This is a genomic window from Cystobacter fuscus DSM 2262, assembly GCF_000335475.2.
In the GTDB taxonomy this organism is placed as follows: domain Bacteria; phylum Myxococcota; class Myxococcia; order Myxococcales; family Myxococcaceae; genus Cystobacter; species Cystobacter fuscus.
Genome location: NZ_ANAH02000001.1, coordinates 919,199 through 938,561, shown reverse-complemented (window position 1 = coordinate 938,561; position 19,363 = coordinate 919,199). Strand labels below are relative to the sequence as shown.

Here is a 19,363-nt window from a genome sequence, read left to right as displayed (position 1 = left end):
CGCTCCGCCACGGATGGGATGGAATGTCATGGTCGCAGCTCTCGTCGGACTGGGTTCGGGTGCGCTTCATGCGGTCTCCGGGCCGGATCATCTGTTGAGTCTGGCGCCCTTGTCGTTGGGGATGCGCCGGAAGGCCTGGCGTGTGGGGTTGTTGTGGGGCCTGGGTCACGCGCTGGGCACGCTCGTGTGCGCGGCGGCCGTGCTGGCCCTGGCCTCGATGCTCGAATTGGAGCTGGTGAGCTCCTGGGGCGACCGCCTCGCGGGAGGGGCGCTGTTCGTCATGGGCGTGGTGGGTCTGCGCCGCTGGCGCGCCCTCCGTGCCGCCCCCAAGGAGGCCACCCCGGCGAGCAAGGGTAAGGTCTCCTCCTGGGAGGTGCTGTCGATCGGCCTGCTGCATGGCGTGTCGGGTGCCGCGGCGGTGCTCCTGCTGCTGCCCGCGGCGCTCGCCAACTCGGCCGTCTGGAAGGCGCTCTACCTGGGTGGCTTCGCCCTGGGGAGCACGCTGGCCATGGCGGCACTGACGGCGGCGCTGGCGGCTGGCTCGCGGGCCCTGCCCAGGCCCGACGCGCTCCTGCGCCATGTGCCGGCGGTGGCCTCGGTGGGCTCGCTCTGTCTCGGGAGCTGGTGGGTGATGGCCTGAGGCGGTTGGAGGTAGCATCGCCGGGTGCGCCTCTCCGAAGAAGTGCCCCACCTCCCATTCGGGGGACCTCCGCCGCTCTGGCCGCCCCTGCTGGCCACGCGAGGCCCCGGTGCGCGCAGCACCGGCCATTCCCACCACGCCATGCACCTCGTGTTGGGGCTGGATGGGCCCGTGCGGATGCGGGCCGCCGATGCGCCCTGGACGAGCCTGGCCGGAGTGCTGACGGCGCCCGACGTGCCCCACTCCCTGGACGCCGAGGGCCGACAGGTGCTGCTCGTCTTCCTCGACCCGGAGAGCGAGGCCGGTGCCGCGCTCGCCGCCACCCTGACCGGACCCTTCCGGGCGCTCTCCGTCGCCGAGCGTGACACCCTCGCCCAGGACGCCGAGCCCTCGCGCCTCATGGGTCCCGAGGGGGTGGCGTGGACCCGGCGGGTGGTCGAGGTGCTGGGGGCCGGAGTCATTCCTCCTCCTCGCTCCATCCACCCCCGCGTGCGGCGCGTGCTCCGGCTGCTGCACGCGCTGCCCCCGGGGGAGGACGACTCGCTCGCCACGCTCGCGGCCCAGGTGGGGCTGTCCCCCGGCCGGCTGATGCACGCCTTCACCGAGTCCATCGGACTGCCCCTGCGGCCCTACCTCGCCTGGCTGCGGCTCCAGCGGGCCGCCACCGCCATCGTCTCGGGCATGCCCCTGGGGGAAGCGGCCCACGCGGCCGGGTTCGCCGACTCCGCCCACATGTCGCGCACCTTCCGGCGCATGCTGGGCATGCCGCCGTCGGCGTTGCGAGGCGCTCGCCGTAGCCAGCTCGTTCAAGACGGGGGCGCCCGGCGCGCGTAGGTTTCCCCCATGATGGAACGCTCCGAGAAACTCCTCCCCTGGCAGTGGAACCTCTACCCGGACAACCACGCCGCGCGCCGCAACCTGCTGCTGCACGGGGTGTCGGTGCCCGTGTTCCAGCTCGGCACGCTGTGCCTGGTGGCCGCGCCCTTCACGTCAGTCGCCTGGGCGTTGCCCGGCGTCGTGGCCATGGTGGGGGCGATGGCGGCCCAGGGTCGCGGTCACCGGATGGAGAGCGTCGCGCCCGTGCCCTTCCGGGGCCCCTGGGACGTCCTCGCGCGCATCTTCGCCGAGCAGTGGGTGACGTTCCCCCGCTTCGTGCTGTCGGGAGGGTTCGCCCGAGCGTGGCGCGCGAGCGGCCCTGCCTCCGCGCCTCAGACGTCCGCGTCCTGAGGCCGCAGCAGCTTGCGCACGGTGGCGCGGGTCAGCGAGGCCAGGTTGTCCGGCGTGAAGCGGAACCAGAAGCCCACGTAGCTGCCATTGGTGCGGAAGTCGGGATTGATGGCGGCGTAGGCCCGGGCGGAGGGCCGCTCGAAGTAGGCCGGCGGATAGCGGCCGAGCGTCTCGGGCGTCATGAAGATGCCGACGAAGAAGACGCCACTGTCCTCATCGACCTGGAAGTGGCTCTCCCGGGCCAGGGCCAGGAAGGCGTCCCGGAGGGCCTGCTCCTCGAGGGTGCGGGGCTGGGGCTGGAAGGGGTGGTAGCGGGCGAGGGCCTCGGTGATGGACACGAAGCCGAACGGGCTGGCGATGGACAGCCGGTAGTGGCGGCTGCGCGGATGCTGGAGCTTGTCCTGGAAGAAGAACGTCAGGCCGGAGAGCAGGTGCAGGCCGCGCTGGCGGAACGTGGGCTGGATTCGCAGCTTGCCCCCGACGATGGCGCGGGCGCGGGGCAGGCTCATTGGCACCGCCTTCCAGAACTGGAAGCCCACCGCCACCCCCGTGTCTCGCCGGCGGAACACATGGACGAGATCGTTGGTCAGGGCGTGCACGCGGAAGTGCTCCTCGTCCTCGGCCATCAGGCCGTTGGCGAGCGCATGCAGTTCGCGAAGGAACTCGGGGGAGAACGCCTCCCGGGAGACAGTCTCCATGTGTACCGCGGGGGTGTGCCGTGAGAGGCGAAGCAGGTGGGAGAGCATGGCGGGATTACCTGGGGACCTGCTGCATGAACTTCTCGAGGAGGCCCGAGCGCTGGAGCCACAGCATGAGGGTGAAGTTGAGGGTGTTGAAGGCCGCGTGGGCCAACATCACGGAAGGTAGGCGCGCGCGGTGGACGAAGACGAGGCCGAACCAGGCTCCGAGCACGGCCGTCTGGAAGACGGCGAGGGTGCCCTCGTAGACGTGCCCCAGCCCGAAGAGCACGGCGGCCACGCCCACCGCCGTGTACCAGTGGCCCAGCACCACCCGGAGCCTCGGCACGAGGAAGCCCCGGAAGGTGAGCTCCTCGAAGCCGGTGACGAGCACCATCATCAGGGCGAAGGCGGGCACGCCCAGCCCCGTCTCCAAGAGCCCGGTGGCCACCTCCTTGCGCGCGGCCATCTCCTTGCCGGACAGGTGGAGGAGCGCGCCCAGGAAGGCCAGGGGCAGGGACGCGGCGATGTGGACGGCATACGTGCCGACGAGCACGGGCAGGCCCCAGAGCAGCTCGCGCCCCAGCCCCGCGCGCACGAGCCCCACCTGGGCGGGCCCCTGGCCGTTGCGCCACAGCAGCAGGGCCACGAGCAGGCTCATCCCGAGCGCCCGCACGCACAGCCACGTCATCGCCTCGCCCTGGAAGGGCCGGGGCTTGGGCGGGGTGGGGCCCACGGGGACGCTCACCTCGTGCGTCTCGCCCGCGCGCTCCAGGGTGAAGCGGAGGGTGGTCGGCTGGCCGCCTCCGGCCTCGCTCACGTGTGTCTGGAAGTCCAGCTCGGGCTCGTTCGTGGACAGGGGCGTGCCGTCCACGGCGAGGATGCGGTCGCCCACTTGCAGCCGTCCGTCGGCTGGCAGTCCCGGCTTCACGTGGGTGAGCTCGAGGCCCGCGCCGGAGGCGGGCCGGGTGTGGCTCACCCCGAGGCGGGGAGGAGGTGTGGGTCGCTCCATGAACCAGGCGCTCCCGAGCGAGGCGCCGAGCGCCAGGGGCCACAGGAGCAGCGTGCCCACGGCCCGTCCCCGTTGCCCCGCGCGCCACTGCGTCCAGGGATGCAGCAGGGCGAGCCCCCAGAGGGCCAGCAGCGCGGTGGCGGCGATGAGGGCCCCGCGTCCGAAATCGGCGAGGTTGGCCGGGAGGAACACGGTGGCGAGCACGAGCGCCGCTTCGGCCAGGGCCCGCCTGCGCGAGGGGGCATTGTCACAGAGGGGCGCGGCGTCTCGCACGGTCCATCTCATGGGTAGGGAGCCCGGTGCATGCGGGGGGCTCCAAGTGTCCCGGGGCACGTTAGTGGAGAGTCCACGTTTTTGGACATGGTTTGCTGGCACAGTGCTGCCTGACAGATGCCCTGGCCGGGAGCGGCTGTCCCTCAACCGGGAGGGGGTCGGAGGAGGGGGCCGCGCTGCTGTTTCTCGCCGCCCGAGGACCCTCAGTGGCCACACGGCGTGGTGCGGCCCATGTCCCGTCTCTTCTGGTGGATGGGAATGGGCGGTGTGGCTTGCTTTCCGCTTTTGTATTGCCTCGCCATTGAAGCGCTTTGGTTCGTCTGGAGGAATGGTCAGTCATATGAGTTCGAGAGCTATCTCAATGACGTCGAAGCCAACGCTCCCCACCGAGTCATCGCCGCCTTCAACACGCGTGACGAAGCGGACGCCTGGCTCAACAGTCAGGCCGAGCCCCCGGCCCAGACCGTCATTCAGACAGATTGGCGGCGAGCACTACCTCGCGGTGTATTACCGGAACATCAATCACCGAGCCATGTTCCCTTTCTCTCTCGTGGAGAGGCTCCATGCGCGACGCAAGAGGAGAGCGGAGGGAGGGCTGGAAGAATAGGCGCCTGGCCTGGCCCGGGGCGCTTGCTGTTGACGCAGTTCCTTCCGGGCTCTATAAGTTGGTCGACCAACCAGGAAACAGGGGCCCATGAAGACCGCGCTGAAGTCCTCCATGAAGCTCGGACTGCTCACGAGTCTCTACTTCTCGCAGGGACTGCCCTTCGGCTTCTTCACCCAGGCGCTCCCGGTGCTCCTGCGCAAGCAGGGCCTGTCGTTGCCGGCCATCGGGCTGGCGAACCTGCTCGCGCTGCCGTGGGCGCTCAAGTTTCTCTGGGCCCCGGTGATGGACCGGTATGGCTCGGAGCGGCTGGGACGGCGGCGCGGCTACATCCTCCCGCTCCAGCTCCTCTCGGCGGCGCTGCTCTTGGGGCTCGCCCTGCCCGAGGGGAGCGCGAGCGTGCCCACGCTCCTGGTGGCCATGCTGCTCGTCAACCTGCTGGCGGCCACGCAGGACGTGGCCACGGACGGGCTCGCGGTGGATCTGCTCGAGCCCGAGGAGCTGGGTTGGGGCAACGGCATCCAGGTGGCGGGCTACCGGGTGGGGATGATTGTCGGCGGCGGGGTGATGCTGCTCATCTTCGATGCGCTGGGCTGGCGGCCCACCCTGGTGAGCCTGGGCGTACTGCTGCTCGTGGCCACGGTGCCGGTGGCGCTCTTCCGCGAGCCTCCCTCGCGCGCGCCGCGGAGCACCGAGGGGAGCCTGGGACGCTGGCTGCGCGAGGCCCTGCTGTACTGGGTGCGCCGCCCGGGCGCCGGCACGTGGTTCCTCCTGCTCGTGCTCTTCAAGGCGGGGGAGAGCCTGGCGACGGGAATGCTGCGCACCTTCCTGGTCGACGCGGGGCTGGGCCTGTCGCAGGTGGGCTGGATGCTCGGGTTCGTGGGCTTCACCACCGGGCTGCTCGGCGCGCTCGTGGGAGGGGCGCTCGTCCACCGGCTGGGGCAGCGGCGCGCGCTGCTCGTCTTCGGCACCCTCCAGGCCGGCGCGGTGCTGCTCTACGCATGGGCCGCGCGCGGGGGCGCGGGCCTCGCGGTGCTCACGCTGGTGTGTGGCGTGGAGCACCTCACCAGCGGCATGGCCACCGCGGCGCTCTTCACGGGGATGATGGGCTTGTGCCGCGCGGAGCATGCCGCGTCCGACTACACGGTGCAGGCCTCGCTCGTCGTCATGGCCACCGGAGGCGCCGCGGCCGTGAGTGGCTTCAGCGCCCAGGCGCTCGGCTACGCCTGGCACTTCACGCTCGCGGCGGCCCTCTGTGGCGTGGCGGTGGCCTGGGTCGCGCTCACGTTCCCTTCGCCCCGGAGGCTCGCTCCCAGCCCTCCGGGCGCAGTGACGACCCGCCCGATTACTGGGGGATGAACTGGAAGTCGCGGATGACGATCTCCACGTTCTGCCCATTCGAGGGCGGCGCGCCGAAGCACCACAGGTTCATGCCCAGCGGCATGGCCCGCTGGGGAATGTTCGTGGTGGGGCTCGTCGGCGCGTAGGTCCAGCTCTTGATGAGGCCGCTGGTGTCCCCGTTCGCCTTGAAGCCCTCCTGGAACGAGAACGCGATGTTGCTGCTCTTCCAGACGAAGGTCGAGGTCGTGTAGGTGCTTCCCAGGGTGAAGTTGAAGGTGCTCGATCCGACCTTCGTCCCCGAGTTGGGATAGATGGTCCAGTTGCCATTGGGCCAGGCGGAATTGCCCCAGCGGGCGTACTCGATGTCGATCTCGTTGGTGCCGTCCCCGCCGATCCCCCCGGCGGGACCGTAGGGGAACAGCCCCAGCACGACGTTCTTGTCCAGCTTGTCCACCGCGCCATCGATCTGCCACCGGTAGGTGCCAAAGCCGAGATTGGTCGTCGTGAACAGCTCGGCGGCCGTCCACGAGCTACCGGACTTGGTGATCTTCAGGTGCAGGTAGCCATTCGCATCCACGAAGACGTTGCTGGGGCTGCCGGGAGCAACGCCGGCCATGCCGCCGTTGGTGACCCGCCACGTATAGCCCTTCCAGGAAATCGTGCTGGCGAGCTCCGCGGCGACCTGCCCCGTGGACTCGGGGCTGTTCTTCGCGTCCGACAACTCACCCGGGCCGCAGGAGGACAAGAGCAACCCAGCGACGGTGCCCAACACGCACCCCAACGACTGCTTCTTCATGACACCGAGGAAGTTCATTTCATCTCCTTGGAAATTAAGAAGCCGGGTGTTTGAAGGTGCTGAAACAAAACACCGCGGCATCTTTTTCGAGGAACAGCGGAGCTGTCATCCAGCGTAGTCGAGGGAAACCACTGAATCAATGAAATTCGAGGAAAGCAAATTTAGTTTGTTTTCCAAACTTCGAGGGATCCTCCTCGTTGGACTCGTACGACCGGGAGCCTTCGACGCCACGAGGGCGGAATGGACTGTCTTCAACCCGCGGGCGTGAAGGGTATTGGATTGCCCATTCCCAGGCGGAGGAAGATGGATGGCAATGAATGGCATTACGGCCGCGAGCGCCAGGCAACCCCTGGGCGGCGCGGGCCCCGCGTGACGAGGCCCGCCCCGTCCTTCAGTTCCGGATTTCCGTCGGCGCCACGAGGTGCTCCGGCTCGGGCCGGGCGCTCTTCTGGCCGGTGTGATGCGAGTTGAGGAAGCGCCGCACGCGGGTGCGCGTGAGCAGCCCGCAGGTCTGGCCACCGGGCGGTCCCTGCACGGGCAGGGCGTCCACGTCCTCCTGATCCATCAGGAAGAGCGCCTGCGCCAGGTCCGTGTCCGGCGATAGCAGGGGCACCTTGCGCGCCACGTCGCTCGCGACGAGCACCGGGTAGAGCGTCTCGTCGCGCCAGATGTCCTGGAACTGGTCCGCCTGGACGATGCCGTAGAGCTTGCCGTCGCCATCGAGCACGGGGAGCGTGCCGTTCTCGGTGGTGAACACCTGGTCCATCAGCGGGCGCAGGTGCATGTCGGCGGGCACCGGGGCCAGCTCGCGCATCAGCGCGCGCACGGGCGTGGTGGACAGCAGCTCCGCGTCCGTTTGCGGCTTGGGCGCGCGGCGCTCGATGAGGTAGTGGCAGAGCGCGGAGGAGATGGTGCACGTCACCATGAGCGGCAGGATGATGGCGTGGTTGCCGCTCAGCTCGTAGAGCATCATCATGCCCGTGAGCGGCCCGCGGGTGAGCGCCGCCATGGCGCCGCCCATGCCCACGATGGCGTAGGCGCCACTGGGCCCGGTGCTGGTGGGAAAGAAGTAGTGCACCACGGTGCCGAAGGCGCCCCCGAGCATCGCCCCCATGAGCGCCGACGGGAAGAAGGTGCCGCCCGAGCCGCCCGAGCCCAGGGTGATGGCGGTGGCCACGAGCTTCACGAGGCACGCGGTGACGAGGAAGACGAGGCTCAGCTGCCCGATGGCCGCCATGTTGATGTAGTCATGCCCGCTGCCCCACACGGTGGGGCTGATCATGGCGAGCACGCCCGAGCACAGCCCGCCGAGGGCGGCGCGCTTGGGCAGCGTGCGCTGGCCGAGCCACGCCGACAGCCGTCCCTCGAACCGGCCGCCGAAGAAGTCCTCCGCGTGGTGCAGCAGCCGCACGAAGGCATACGCGAGCAGCCCGCAGAGCAGCCCCAGTCCCACGTAGCAGATGACCTCCCAGCCGCTCACCATCTGGTAGCCGAGCCGGTGGATCATCGACTCGGTGCCCACGGTGCCCCGGCCCACGAGCGTGCCCGCCACGCTGGCGAGGATGATGGGCGAGAAGACGCGCAGCTCGAACTCGCGCAGGATGATTTCCATCGCGAACACGGCGCCGGCGATGGGGGCGTTGAAGGACGCGGCGATGCCCGAGCCCGCGCCGCAGGCGAGCAGGATGGCCAGCTCGCGCCGGGAGAAGCCCAGGGTGCGGCCCACGGTGGAGGCGAACGCGGCGCCGCCATAGACGATGGGGCCCTCGCGCCCGGCCGAGCCTCCCGTGCCGATGGTGAGCGCGCTGGCGACGAGCTTGAGCAGCCCGAACCCACCGGGCAGCGCCTGGTTGCCCTTCACCGCCTTGATCACCTCGGGCAGGCCGTGGCCGCGGGTGTCCGGGTAGTCGCGCAGCAGGCGGCCCACCGCGAGCCCACCCAGGGTGGGCATCAGCAGGTAGATCCACCAGGGCAGATGGGCGAGCACCTCGGGGGTGGACTGGCCGTGATTGAAGACGCGGTTGAGCGCGGTGAGCGCCACCAGCGGGTAGTAGAGGGCGAGCGCGCCGAGCACCAGCAGGGCGAGCAGGCGCAGCCGGCGCTTCACCTCGTCACGCGGGCCTCCGGGCTCGATGACGCGCGCGAGCAGCAGGGCGCCCAGCACCAGGGGCGCGCCGATGATGATGTACTCCAGGTGCCAGCGCGCCGTGCGCAGCATGTCCCAGGCGGACAGCAGCATGCGCGAGCCGGGCTGCCGCATGGCATCCATCAGCCAGGCGACGTTGAAGGCGGCGCCGCGGATGACGCCAATCAGGTTGGAGAAGATGCCCGCGGCCAGTCCGCTGTACAGGCCCACCACCGCCCCGGCCACCGGCAGCACCGAGGGGCCTGGAAGGCGGATCCGGTTGAAGGCCTGCAGGGAGGCATGCGTGAAGCGCTCCAACTGCGCGCGCAGCGCGAATCGGGAAACCGGCGGGGGCTCGTCCTTCATTGGTGTTCCCAATAAACGTCCACCCCCCGGTGGTTTCAAGGTGCTTCGCGTACAAAGGAACACTCTCCTCGGGCGAGCGGGGAGACGAGGGCCCTGGACGGGAAGGACGTGGGCCGTCCAGGGGCGTAGGGAAGCCGCCTACCTCACGGTTTGAACAGGCCCTGGGGCTCCTGGGCGGAGGGCAGGCTGTCGGCCGCGGCGGCGAGGGCCTCGCGCACCTTCTCCTCGGCGGCCTTGACGGTCTGCCCGGCGGCCTTCCGGCGGGCGGCCAGGGGAGCCGACCACGAGAAGACGGGGGTGTTGAGCGCGGCGCGCTCCTCGGGGGTGTACTTCAGGTAGACGTTCTTCACCTGCTCGGAGGGGGTGCGCAGCTTGCTCACCAGCCCCACCCAGGAGAGCACCTTGAGGGAGTAGTAGCTCAGGTCCACCTCCCACCAGAACCAGCCCTGGTTGGCGGTGTTCTGGTAGTAGTGGTGGTTGTTGTGCCAGCCCTCGCCCAGGGTGATGAGCGCGAGCAGCCAGTTGTTGCGGCTGGTGTCCGTCGTCTTGTAGCGGCGCGAGCCGAACACGTGGCTGAGCGAGTTGATGGTGAAGGTGCCGTGGTAGAGCAGGGTGGTGCTCACGAAGAAGCCCCACACGAGCATCGAGAAGCCGCCGAGCAGGTAGAGCGCCGCGGCGAGCAGCACGCCCGGCAGCACGTGCAGCTTGTTGAGCCACACGAGTTCCGGAAAGCGCGCGAAGTCCTTGATGCTCTCGTAGCGGGTGTCCCCGTACTTGTCGCAGAGGATCCACCCGGTGTGGCTCCACCAGAAGCCCTTCTGCAGGGGCGAGTGGATGTCCTGCTCCTGGTCCGAGTAGCGGTGGTGGTGGCGGTGGTGCGCCGCCCACCACAAGGGGCCCTTCTGCATGGCCAGCGTGCCCACCAGCGCGATGAAGAACTGGAAGCCCCGGCCCGCCTGATAGGCGCGGTGGCTGAAGTAGCGGTGGAAGCCCGCGGTGATGCCCCACATGCGCAGCACGTACAGCCCCACGCACACCGCCACGTCCACCGGCCGCGCCCCCGTGACGAACACGAAGAGGCACATCAGGTGCACGCCGATGAAGGGGATGGATGCCACCCAGTTGATCTTCTCTTCTTGAACGGACGCGGGAGAGGAAGCAGTCAAGGGAGCCCTCGGACCAGGAGTCAGACCGAGCCGGAAGGTGCTCAGTCTCGAGCCCCATCAACACTCCCCCGTGTCATGGCCGTGTCAGGCGGGGAGAGATTTCCGCAGCTCCCCGAGCCAGCGTTCGAAATCCGGATGCCCGTGCAGGGGGGCCAGGTCCTCGTCGGACGCCGCGTAGTGCACGTCCTGGAAGCCCAGCTCCGTGGCCCGCCGCAGCATGCGCACCGCGTCGAGCGGATGACGCGCCCTCGCATGGGCGCATGCCGCGTCATAGGCGAGGCGCGCGGCTGGCGCGTGCTCGAGTCCCGCCTCGGCGATCGCCGCCGCCTCCGAGTAGGCCCCGCGCGTGAAGAGGGGTCGTCCGGCACACAGGAACGCCGTCTCGGCCTCCACGCCGGGCAGGCGCAGGGCGCTGTGCACCCGCGCGGCGCGGATGAGCGAGCCGGCGTACTCGTGCAGCACCGTGCGGTCGCCCGTCTCGTTCCAGGCCATCTCCCACAAGGCGAGCGCCCGGGGCTCGTCGCCCACCAGGGAGAAGGCCGCCGCCACGGCGTGGGTCTCCACCGGCTGGCGCCTCGCCTGGGAGAAGTGCGCGAGCGCCAGGCGCCCCTGTCCCTCCTTGAGGGCCACCCAGCCGAGCAGATGGTGGGCGCGCGAGGCGAGCTCCGCGGTGGTCTCCTTGGCCTCCAGCACGCGCGTGCCCCGCTGCCGCGCCTCGTCCAGCCGTCCGTCGTCGAGCGCCGCCCGGGCCTGGTTCAGCTCCTCGACGAAGGGCCGCGGCGCCACGCCCGAGGACACCTGGAGCTCACCCCGCGCGGCGGCCAGCAGCAGCCGCAGCGCCTGCAGACCGTAGAGCCCGAAGAGGATGCCGAGCACGGGCGCATGGCCGAGCCCATAGGCGAGCAGGGCCACGCACAGCACGAGCGCGAGTCCTTGCGCGCCCAGGAAGCCCGACTTGCCGAACAGGCGCGTGGCCAGGGCGCTCACGAGCACGCCCCCGTCGAGGCTGGGCACGGGCAGCAGGTTGAAGAGGCTCCAGAGGATGTTGGTGGCGAAGAGCCCGTCGAGCAGGAAGCGCGCCACCTCGGCGCCGGGGGGCACGCCGTGGTGCCACAGGGCCAGGGCGCCCAGCCCCACGAGCAGTCCGGCGAATGGCCCCGCCGCGGTGGACAGCACGTGCTGATGCCAGGGCAGGGGCGAGCGGCCCCGGGGGCGCGTGTGGCCTCCCAGCCAGACGAGCTGGATGCCGGGCCGGTGGCCGAAGGCCCGGAGCACGAGCGCGTGGCCCGCCTCGTGGACGAACACCGTCACGGAGACGATTGCCATCCAGGCAAGCGCGACGAGCAGCGCCGTGCGGGTGTGGCCCGGGCTGCTCGCGTCCTGGAGTTCACGGTAGGGCCAGACGCCCAGGTCGCTTCCTGGCAGATCCCTCGCCAGCAGCATGCCCAGGAGCGCGGAGAAGAGCAGGTGCGAGAAACGGATCTCGACGGGGATGTCTCCGAGCCTGAAGCGCAGCATGGGGCGGAACCTTAACCAAAGGTTCGTCCGCGCGCAGTGTCCGGCCGCCCCTGGAACAATCCATTCAATCCGCTAGGTTCTCGCCCCCATCATGCCGCGCCTCGGTCCCTACACCCTGCCCAACCCCTACATCCTCGCCCCCATGGCGGGGGTGAGCGAGATGCCGTTCCGCGTCATCGCCTTCCAGCTGGGCGCGGCGCTCTGTCCCACCGAGCTGGTGAGCTCCCAGGGCCTCATGCGCGCCAACCAGCGCACCCTCAAGTACCTGCGCTTCAACCCGGAGGTGGAGCGGCCCTACAGCCTTCAAATCTTCGGAGGAGAGCCGGAGGCCATGGTGCGCGCGGCCCTCGTGGGCAAGAGCCATGGGGCGCAGATCATCGACATCAACATGGGCTGCCCCGTGAAGAAGGTGACGCGCAACGGCGCGGGCAGCGCCCTGTTGTGCGAGCCCGGGCGGGCGGCCACGCTGGTGCGCGACATCCACGCGGCCACGGGCCTGCCGGTCACCTGTAAAATCCGCTCGGGTTGGGACGAGCACCAGCGCAACTACCTCCAGGTGGCCCACGCGCTCTTCGACGCCGGGTGCGCGGGGCTCGCCATCCATCCGCGCACCCGTGCCCAGGGCTACTCGGGACAGGCGGACTGGAGCGTCATCGCCGACCTCAAGCGGCACTTCCCGGACCGGCCCATCATCGGCAACGGCGACGTGAAGACGCCCGAGGACGCGCGGCGGATGCTGGAGACCACGGGGTGTGACTTCGTGATGGTGGGCCGCGGGGCGCTCGGCAACCCGTGGCTCTTCCGCGAGCTGCTCGGCGGCGCGCCCCCGGAGCCCGAGGAGCGCTGCGAGGGGGTGCTCCGGCACTTCGCCGCCCACCTGGACTTCGTGGGCGCGGGGCTGGAGCTCGCCGCGGTGCGCTCCTTCCGCAAGCACCTGGCCTGGTACGGCCACGGCCTGCGCGGCGCCGCCCTCTTCCGCTCCGAGGTCAACCAGCTCGACTCGCCCGACGAGGTGCGCGACGCGGTGCGCCGCTTCTTCGGCTCGGCGAGCGCGGACCCCGAGGGGCCCGGCGAGGAGCAGGACGTGGACTACCGCGCCGCGCTCGGCTGAATGATGAGGTTGTTGGGCTGGGCGACGGGGCCCGGCGGGACGAGGCTCGGCAGTCGCCGCGTGGTGGCCACCTCCCGGTAGAACTGGCAGGCGGGGGTGGGGCGGCGCTCGAGCGTCTCGAAGTCCACGTGGTACAGGCCGAAGCGCGGCCCCCAGCCCTCGAGCCACTCGAAGTTGTCCAGGAGGCTCCAGTAGAGGTAGCCGCGCACGTCCACGCCCTCGGCGCGCGCGGTGAGCACCTGCTCCAGGTGCTCGCGCAGGTAGGCCGGGCGGCGCTCCCCGCTGCGGTCATCGATGCCGTTCTCCGTCACCCACACCGGCAGCCCGTAGCGCTTGAGCTCGCGCAGCACCTGGCCGAAGCCCTCGGGCCACACCTCCCAGCCGATGTCCGTGAGGCCCCGGCCGTGCTTGTCGCGGAACTGGAAGGAGAGGAACGGGGCGCGCGGCAGGAAGCGCAGGTGGGCGCGCGTGTAGTAGTTCACCCCGATGAAGTCGCACGAGTCCTTCGCCCCGGGGATGTCCTGCTTCGTGGAGCCGATGCCGGGCATGTTCACCCGGAGCTTTCCGGACACCAGCGCCTCGTGGAAGGAGTGGTTGTAGGCCTGGGCGCCCAGGCGCACGAGCGCGCGGTCCAGGGGATTCCAGGCGCGGTCCGGCGCGAAGGCGAGCGTGTTCTGCGAGATGCCGATCTCCACGTGGCCGAGCGCCGCCTGGAGCTCCTCGCGCGCGACCACGTGAGCGCGTACCATGTTGCCCAGGGCCGCCATCGTCTTGGCCCCGTCGCAGATGCCCGGCGGCATCAGTCCCTGCAGGTAGCCGCCGAGCAGCAGCACCATGGGCTCGTTCAGCGAGATGACGAGCGCGTCCAGTCCCCGGAGGATGGGGGCGCAGGCGCGCACGTAGGCACGGAAGGCCTCGACGCTCTGGGGCAGGTGCCAGGGGGTGTCGCGGTGGAACCACGTGGGGTGGGTGAAGTGATGGAGCGTCACCACCGGCCGCAGGCCCCGGGCCTTCATCTTCAAGAGCCGCTCGCGGTAGGCCTCGAGCACCGCGCCGTCGATGCGCCCGCGCTCCGGCTCGATGCGCGCCCACTCCAGCGACATGCGGAAGGCGCTCGCGCCCACGTCCTGCGCCAGGCCGTAGTCCTCCTCGTAGCGGTTCCAGTGGTCCACACCGCGGCCGCAGCGCACGTGCGGCTCCTTCAGCTTCCCGGCCCGCTCCCACTCGGCCCAGTCGTTCTCGATGCCACCCTCCACCTGGTACGCGGATGTGGCGACACCGAAGGTGAAGGAGTCAGGAAAGGTTCTCACGTGAGCATTCATCGCGAAGGCCACGGTAAGCACGTACGTGCCCGCTCGCACCGTCGAACTCCGCGAAGTTCGCGCTGTTTCGCGCGCGAGTGCGCGCGGGGTGACACTGCCTCGGGCGCCGCGAGCACGCCCGGAGCGCGGCGGAGGCCGGAAAATCGGCTCCGGAGCGCCGTGGTCGCGGCCTGTAGCACCGTCCGGAGCGTCCTGCATCGCGCGCGAGATGCCGAAAAATCGGCTCGCCACGCGTTGCACTACATCACCATGCGTTGACACACTGGCAAGGCATCTCTACTCTTCACCACAAGCACTCCCCATGCGAGTGCAGGCCCCACTCCTAGCGAGTGGCGGTAACCCACGGAGGCTTTAGATGGCCGCGAAGAAGAAGACCGCGAAGAAGGCCGCGACGAAGAAGACCGCCGCGAAGAAGACGACCCGCAAGAGCGCCGCTCCCCGCACCGCCACGAAGAAGGCGGCGGGCAAGACCACGGCCAAGAAGGCCGCTGGCAAGAAGACCGCCACCCGCAAGGCTCCGGCCCGCAAGCGCACGGCCAAGACCACCACCGAGGCCGCCCCGTCCGAGGACGAGGGCTAGACTCAAGCCAGTCACCTGGCGCAATTTGAACGGCTCGGCGGACTTCCCGCCGGGCCGTTCGTGTTTTTCGCGCCAGTGAGGAGGCTGAGGTGTCGCTGCGTCCCTCGGAGTTGGAGCAGGTGGTGACGGAGGTGGCCGCGCGGCTGACGGGCGCGGTGGTGCAGAAGGCGTGGTGTCCCCTGCCGCGCCTCGCCTACCTGGAGCTGCGCGTGCCGGGGCGCTCGGTGCTCCTGTGCCTGTGCGCCGAGGGAGAGCTGGCGCGGGTCTCCGTGGCTGCTGATCGCTTTCCCACGCCGGGCGAGCCCGCCCCCTTCCAGCGCTGGTTGCGTCAGGAACTGGTGGGCTTGAAGCTCGCGGGCCTCGCCTGGCGGGACACCGAGCGACTGGTGGTGCTCGAGCTGCAGAGCGACGAGTCCCGGCGGCGGCTCGTGCTGGAGCTGGGCTCGCCCGGGGGCCTGGTGCTGACGACGGAGGCGGGAAGGGTGTTGATGCTCTCGGGCGAGGGCCTCGCGCAGCGGCGCTCGCTGCACCCGGGCGCCCAGTGGTTGCCTCCCGAGCCTCTTTCCTCCGAGGTGCTCGAGCGGACGCGGGGCCAGCCCTCGCGCCTCCTGCCCGCGGAAGGCGACTTCCTGCCCCTGGCCGAGGCGGCCGAGCGGCTGCTGGGCGCGCGGGACAAGGCGAGCCGCGCGGAGACGATCCGTCGGCGGCTGACGCTGCCGTACCGGGCGCGCCTCAAGCGCTCGGGGCGGACGCTGGAGAAGGTGCGCGCGGAGGCCGCGCGGGTTCCGGAGGCCGAGCGTCACCGGCAGGTGGGCGAGCTGCTCACGCAGAACCTCCACCGCCTCAAGCGCGGGGTGGCCGAGGTGACGCTCACCGCGTACACCGAGCAGGGCGTGGAGGAGGTGAAGGTGACGTTGGACCCCAAGCGCACGCCGAAGGAGGAGGTGGACTGGCACTTCCACCAGTACCGGCGCCTGCTGCGGGGCGTGGAGCATGCGCGGCAGCGCGAGGCGGAGCTGGCGCGGGAGGTGGAGCACGCGCAACTGGCGCTGCGTCAGCTGGAGGCGCTGGACGAGGCGGCGCTGCTCGCGCAGGTGGAGGTGCTGCGCAAGGGCGTGGGCGAGGATGGCCCGCCCGAGGCACGGCCCTTCAAGGAATACGTGGGGCACGGGGGCCAGCGCATCTGGGTGGGCAAGGGCGGCGAGGACAACGACACGCTCACCTTCAAGGTGGCGCGTCCGGGCCACCTGTGGCTGCACGCCCGGGGACTGCCCGGCAGCCACGTGGTGGTGCCCCTGGAGAAGGGCGTGGAGGTGGCGCAGGAAGTCCTCCTGGACGCGGCGCACCTGGCGCTGCACCACTCGGGGGCCAAGGGCGAGCCGCGCGGCGAGGTGAGCTGGGTGCCGGTGAAGTTCGTGAAGAAGGTGAAGGGGGGCGCGCCGGGGCAGGTCCTCTACAGCCGGGAGAAGACGCTGGTGGTGCGCCTGGAGCCGGAGCGCCTGGAGCGGCTGCTCAAGACGCGCGGGGGCGAGGCGCCCGCCGTCCCATGACGGACTCGCCTCCTCCCATGGGCCCGGTCTGCGCCCGCTGTCCGCGGCTGCTGGGCAGCTCCTGCTGCGAGGTGAAGCCGGGGGAGCAACTGGCCACCCTCACGCGCTCGGACGTGGAGCGCATCGCCGCGCACACGGGACTGTCCCCCCGGCGCTTCGTCGCCGAGGAGTACCTCACCGAGGAGGACGCGGCCGGCTACGAGGCGCGCCGTCCCCTCTACCGGGGCTACTTCCGTCGCGGGCCGGTGCGGCTGACGCTGCTCGTGCGCGCGGGGGCCTGTGTCTTCCACGAGCGGGGCCAGGGGTGTGGCCTGCCCCCCGAGGTGCGGCCCCTGGCGTGCCGGCTCTACCCCTTCGAGCGCTGGCCGGATGGGAGCTGGAGCGTGCAGATGGGGCGCTATGGGGACCTGGAGCAGGCCCGGGCGGGGGGGGACGCCTGCCTGGCCGTGGAAGAGGCGGGGGATATGGAGGCGGTGTGGGCGGCGTTCAACACCACGCCGGAGACGGTGGAGGCGTTGGGGGCCCGGCTCGCGGAGGAGAGCGGACGACACGGCCGGGGTTGACGGGGCGACGCTGGGCGGGCGGGCAGGTGCCGCCGGTCTTGAGTCCCGGGAGCCGCCGGGTACGATACCCCCCGCGTGTCGTCGCTCCCGACCCAAACCCTCTATCTCCTTCCGCGAGCGCCCTCCGAGCAGGGCGCCGAGTCGCAGCCCGCGCGCCATCGGGCCGTGGAGGCCTCGCATCGGCTGGCCACGCTCCCACGCGAGCAGGCACCCCTCGTGGCGCACGTCCCGCCCGAGGCGGTGGTTCCCGAGGAATGGCCGATTGCTCCCCATCCCACCCGGGACGAGCTGTGGGCCCGGGCGGAGACGCTCGCCTACTGGCTGTCGGCGAACCTGCGCATTCCGGTGCGCCTGTCGGTGACGGACAACCGCTCCACCATGGTGTCCTTCCGCCGCACCGCCCATGCGCTGCAACTGCGGCTGCACCACATGTTCCTGGATGCGCCGGAGGAGGTGGTGCGCGCGGTGGCGGACTACGCGGGCCGCGGCAACCGCATGGCCGGCGTCGTCCTGGACGACTACATCCGGGGCCAGCAGCCGCGCATCCGCCAGGAGCGCCACGCGGCCGAGGCCGACCTGGATCCCCAGGGCCGCTGCTTCAATCTGCAGGAGATGTTCAACCAGCTCAACCGCACCTACTTCCAGGACACCATCCGGGCCCGCGTGGGCTGGGGCCGCCTGCCTCCTCGCCGACGCCGCAAGTCCATCCGTTTGGGCGTCTATGATCATCAGACGCGGGAAATTCGCATCCACCCCGCGTTGGATCGCCCCGAGGTGCCCGCCTTCTTCGTGGAGTTCATCCTCTTCCACGAGATGCTCCACCAGCTCTTTCCCAGCTCCAACGCGACGGGCCGCCGGGTGCACCACCCGCGGGCGTTCCGGGAGCGGGAGAAGGCCTTTCCGCTCTACGCTGCCGCACTGCGTTGGGAGCGCGAGAACCTCAACCTGCTGCTGCGCGGTTGAGGGGGGCTGCTTTACGGATTTACCGATCGACGCGGTCACGCTGTCGCTGCTTGACCCTATGCGTGGCTCGGATTGATTCTCCCGCGCCATGCGACGCGCGAAGATTGTTTGTACCCTGGGCCCTGCGAGTCAGAGCCAGGAGATGCTCGAGGCCCTGATCGAAGCCGGAATGGATGTGGCCCGGCTCAACTTCTCTCACGGCAGCCACGAGCAGCACGCCGAGAACATCGCCAAGCTCCGGGCGGCCTCGCTCAAGTGCCGCAAGGCGGTGGGCATCCTGGGCGACCTCCAGGGCCCGAAGATCCGCACCGGCCGCTTCATCACCGGCAGCACCGAGCTGAAGCAGGGCGGCGAGTTCCACATCACCACGGACGAGAGCGTGAAGGGCACGGATGAGATCGTGTCCACCACCTACGCGCACCTGGCGTCGGACGTGAACCCGGGCGACCGCATCCTCCTGGATGACGGCCTCTTGGAGCTGCGCGTCATCGAGACGGACAAGAAGCAGCTCATCCGCACCAAGGTCATCCACGGCGGCACGCTCAAGAACAACAAGGGCATCAACCTGCCGGGCGTGGCGGTGCGCGCGGATGCGCTCACGCCCAAGGACCGCGAGGACCTGGTGTTCGGCATCAAGGAGGGCGTGGACTTCATCGCCCTGTCCTTCGTGCGCCAGCCGGCGGACATCGACATGGCGCGCGCGGCCATGGCGCAGCTCGGCCAGTCGGTGCCCATCATCGCCAAGCTGGAGAAGCCCGAGGCCATCGCCCGCCTGGACGCCATCCTGGACAAGACGGACGGGGTGATGGTGGCGCGTGGTGACCTCGGCGTGGAGATTCCGCCCGAGGAGGTGCCCTCGGTGCAGAAGGACATCGTGCGGCGCTGCAACTCGCGCGGCCTGCCGGTCATCGTGGCCACGCAGATGCTCAACTCGATGATCGACAACCCGCGGCCCACGCGCGCCGAGGCCAGCGACGTCGCCAACGCCGTCTTCGACGGGGCGGACGCGGTGATGCTCTCGGGCGAGACGGCCAGCGGCAAGTTCCCCATCGAGTCCGTGCAGATGATGGACCGCATCGTGCTCGCGGCCGAGTCCACCATCCGCGCGCAGGACCTGCTGCGCGCGCCCACGTCGCCCGTGGGTCTGCCCACGCACTTCCCGGACGTGATCGCCGCGAGCGCGTGCCAGGCGGCCAAGCAGGCCGGGGCCTCGCTCATCGCGGCCTTCACGCTGTCGGGTGTGACGGCGCGCCTGCTGGCGCACTACCGGCCCCCGGTGCCCATCGTGGCCTTCAGCCCCAACCAGGAAGTGCGCCGCCGGCTGGCGCTGCTCTGGGGCGTGGTGCCGCGCGTGCTCGAGCCCATCCAGGAGACGGAGGCGATGGTGCGCCGGGTGGAGGAGGAGCTCGTCGCCCGTGGCCTCGCGCGCAAGGGTGACCGCGTCGTCATCGTCTACGGCGCGCCCGTGGGCCAGCCCGGGAAGATCAACAGCCTGCGGCTGCACGTCATCGGGAGCTGAGGCGCACGGC

General features: G+C 70.4%; 17 protein-coding genes. 10 read left to right on the top strand and 7 right to left on the bottom strand.

The annotated features are described in order from the left end of the window. Positions 1-28: 28 nt before the first annotated feature. Genes D187_RS57410 through D187_RS03655 form a run of 3 tightly spaced genes read left to right on the top strand, consistent with a single transcriptional unit; the run spans position 29 to position 1,867 of the window. Positions 29-640, top strand: a complete 612-nt coding sequence (locus tag D187_RS57410; RefSeq protein ID WP_020917758.1) for a hypothetical protein — start codon at positions 29-31, stop codon at positions 638-640. Between the two features lie 24 nt (positions 641-664). Next, entirely contained in the window at positions 665-1,474 is an 810-nt protein-coding gene (locus D187_RS03660) for an AraC family transcriptional regulator (RefSeq protein ID WP_002628796.1), read from the top strand. A 9-nt stretch (positions 1,475-1,483) separates the two neighbouring features. Continuing rightward, complete coding sequence (locus tag D187_RS03655) at positions 1,484-1,867, top strand: hypothetical protein (protein WP_002628797.1); 384 nt, start codon at positions 1,484-1,486, stop codon at positions 1,865-1,867. On the opposite strand, the gene D187_RS03650 is transcribed toward D187_RS03655, so the two are convergent. Further along, positions 1,849-2,565, bottom strand: a complete 717-nt coding sequence (locus D187_RS03650; RefSeq protein WP_002628798.1) for a hypothetical protein — start codon at positions 2,563-2,565, stop codon at positions 1,849-1,851. The two genes, D187_RS03655 and D187_RS03650, sit on opposite strands and share 19 nt — an antisense overlap. A gap of 55 nt (positions 2,566-2,620) precedes the next feature. Further along, positions 2,621-3,829, bottom strand: a complete 1,209-nt coding sequence (locus D187_RS03645; protein ID WP_002628799.1) for a CPBP family glutamic-type intramembrane protease — start codon at positions 3,827-3,829, stop codon at positions 2,621-2,623. Positions 3,830-4,523: 694 nt separating this feature from the next. On the opposite strand from D187_RS03645, the gene D187_RS03640 reads away from it, so the two are divergent. Beyond that, entirely contained in the window at positions 4,524-5,792 is a 1,269-nt protein-coding gene (locus D187_RS03640) for an MFS transporter (RefSeq protein ID WP_002628801.1), read from the top strand. Here D187_RS03640 and D187_RS03635 read toward each other — a convergent pair. From D187_RS03635 to D187_RS03620, 4 genes are all read right to left on the bottom strand, one after another. After that, entirely contained in the window at positions 5,779-6,588 is an 810-nt protein-coding gene (locus tag D187_RS03635) for a glycoside hydrolase family 16 protein (protein ID WP_002628802.1), read from the bottom strand. The genes D187_RS03640 and D187_RS03635 overlap by 14 nt on opposite strands. Positions 6,589-6,961: 373 nt before the next feature. Next, complete coding sequence (locus tag D187_RS03630; protein WP_002628803.1) at positions 6,962-9,061, bottom strand: chloride channel protein; 2,100 nt, start codon at positions 9,059-9,061, stop codon at positions 6,962-6,964. A gap of 143 nt (positions 9,062-9,204) precedes the next feature. Next, entirely contained in the window at positions 9,205-10,227 is a 1,023-nt protein-coding gene (locus D187_RS03625) for an acyl-CoA desaturase (RefSeq protein ID WP_002628804.1), read from the bottom strand. 84 nt (positions 10,228-10,311) lie between these two features. Further along, positions 10,312-11,745 (bottom strand): TPR end-of-group domain-containing protein, encoded by a 1,434-nt coding sequence (locus D187_RS03620; protein ID WP_002628805.1) that lies wholly within the window; start codon positions 11,743-11,745, stop codon positions 10,312-10,314. Between the two features lie 91 nt (positions 11,746-11,836). On the opposite strand from D187_RS03620, the gene dusB reads away from it, so the two are divergent. Continuing rightward, positions 11,837-12,856, top strand: coding sequence for a tRNA dihydrouridine synthase DusB (dusB, locus tag D187_RS03615; RefSeq protein ID WP_002628806.1), 1,020 nt, complete (start codon positions 11,837-11,839; stop codon positions 12,854-12,856). Here the strand turns inward: dusB and D187_RS03610 are convergent. Beyond that, on the bottom strand, positions 12,835-14,178 hold the full coding sequence (locus tag D187_RS03610; RefSeq protein ID WP_043428270.1) for a glycoside hydrolase family 1 protein: 1,344 nt from the start codon (positions 14,176-14,178) through the stop codon (positions 12,835-12,837). The two genes, dusB and D187_RS03610, sit on opposite strands and share 22 nt — an antisense overlap. A gap of 355 nt (positions 14,179-14,533) precedes the next feature. Between D187_RS03610 and D187_RS03605 the strand changes: the two genes are divergently transcribed. The 5 genes from D187_RS03605 to pyk all read left to right on the top strand — a co-directional run bounded on the left by D187_RS03605 (position 14,534) and on the right by pyk (position 19,353). After that, positions 14,534-14,758 (top strand): hypothetical protein, encoded by a 225-nt coding sequence (locus D187_RS03605; protein WP_002628809.1) that lies wholly within the window; start codon positions 14,534-14,536, stop codon positions 14,756-14,758. An 89-nt stretch (positions 14,759-14,847) separates the two neighbouring features. After that, entirely contained in the window at positions 14,848-16,308 is a 1,461-nt protein-coding gene (locus D187_RS58655) for an NFACT RNA binding domain-containing protein (protein WP_002628810.1), read from the top strand. Beyond that, the gene (locus D187_RS03595) at positions 16,305-16,871 is read left to right on the top strand and encodes a YkgJ family cysteine cluster protein (RefSeq protein ID WP_002628811.1); all 567 of its coding nucleotides are present in this window, start codon (positions 16,305-16,307) and stop codon (positions 16,869-16,871) included. The genes D187_RS58655 and D187_RS03595 overlap by 4 nt, the downstream gene beginning before the upstream one ends. 75 nt (positions 16,872-16,946) lie before the next feature. Continuing rightward, positions 16,947-17,834, top strand: a complete 888-nt coding sequence (locus D187_RS03590) for a SprT family zinc-dependent metalloprotease (protein ID WP_002628812.1) — start codon at positions 16,947-16,949, stop codon at positions 17,832-17,834. Between the two features lie 88 nt (positions 17,835-17,922). Further along, entirely contained in the window at positions 17,923-19,353 is a 1,431-nt protein-coding gene (pyk, locus tag D187_RS03585; RefSeq protein WP_020917756.1) for a pyruvate kinase, read from the top strand. The last annotated feature ends 10 nt before the right edge of the window (positions 19,354-19,363 follow it).

Bases quoted from the DNA above. Each gene is read 5' to 3' on its own strand.
- D187_RS57410 (WP_020917758.1), top strand. From the start codon at position 29: ATGGTCGCAGCTCTCGTCGGACTGGGTTCGGGTGCGCTTCATGCGGTC.
- D187_RS03630 (WP_002628803.1), bottom strand. From the start codon at position 9,061: ATGAAGGACGAGCCCCCGCCGGTTTCCCGATTCGCGCTGCGCGCGCAG.
- pyk (WP_020917756.1), top strand. From the start codon at position 17,923: ATGCGACGCGCGAAGATTGTTTGTACCCTGGGCCCTGCGAGTCAGAGC.
- D187_RS03635 (WP_002628802.1), bottom strand. From the start codon at position 6,588: ATGAACTTCCTCGGTGTCATGAAGAAGCAGTCGTTGGGGTGCGTGTTG.
- D187_RS03595 (WP_002628811.1), top strand. From the start codon at position 16,305: ATGACGGACTCGCCTCCTCCCATGGGCCCGGTCTGCGCCCGCTGTCCG.
- D187_RS03655 (WP_002628797.1), top strand. From the start codon at position 1,484: ATGATGGAACGCTCCGAGAAACTCCTCCCCTGGCAGTGGAACCTCTAC.
- D187_RS03640 (WP_002628801.1), top strand. From the start codon at position 4,524: ATGAAGACCGCGCTGAAGTCCTCCATGAAGCTCGGACTGCTCACGAGT.
- D187_RS03620 (WP_002628805.1), bottom strand. From the start codon at position 11,745: ATGCTGCGCTTCAGGCTCGGAGACATCCCCGTCGAGATCCGTTTCTCG.
- dusB (WP_002628806.1), top strand. From the start codon at position 11,837: ATGCCGCGCCTCGGTCCCTACACCCTGCCCAACCCCTACATCCTCGCC.
- D187_RS03610 (WP_043428270.1), bottom strand. From the start codon at position 14,178: ATGAATGCTCACGTGAGAACCTTTCCTGACTCCTTCACCTTCGGTGTC.
- D187_RS03605 (WP_002628809.1), top strand. From the start codon at position 14,534: ATGGCCGCGAAGAAGAAGACCGCGAAGAAGGCCGCGACGAAGAAGACC.
- D187_RS03650 (WP_002628798.1), bottom strand. From the start codon at position 2,565: ATGGAGACTGTCTCCCGGGAGGCGTTCTCCCCCGAGTTCCTTCGCGAA.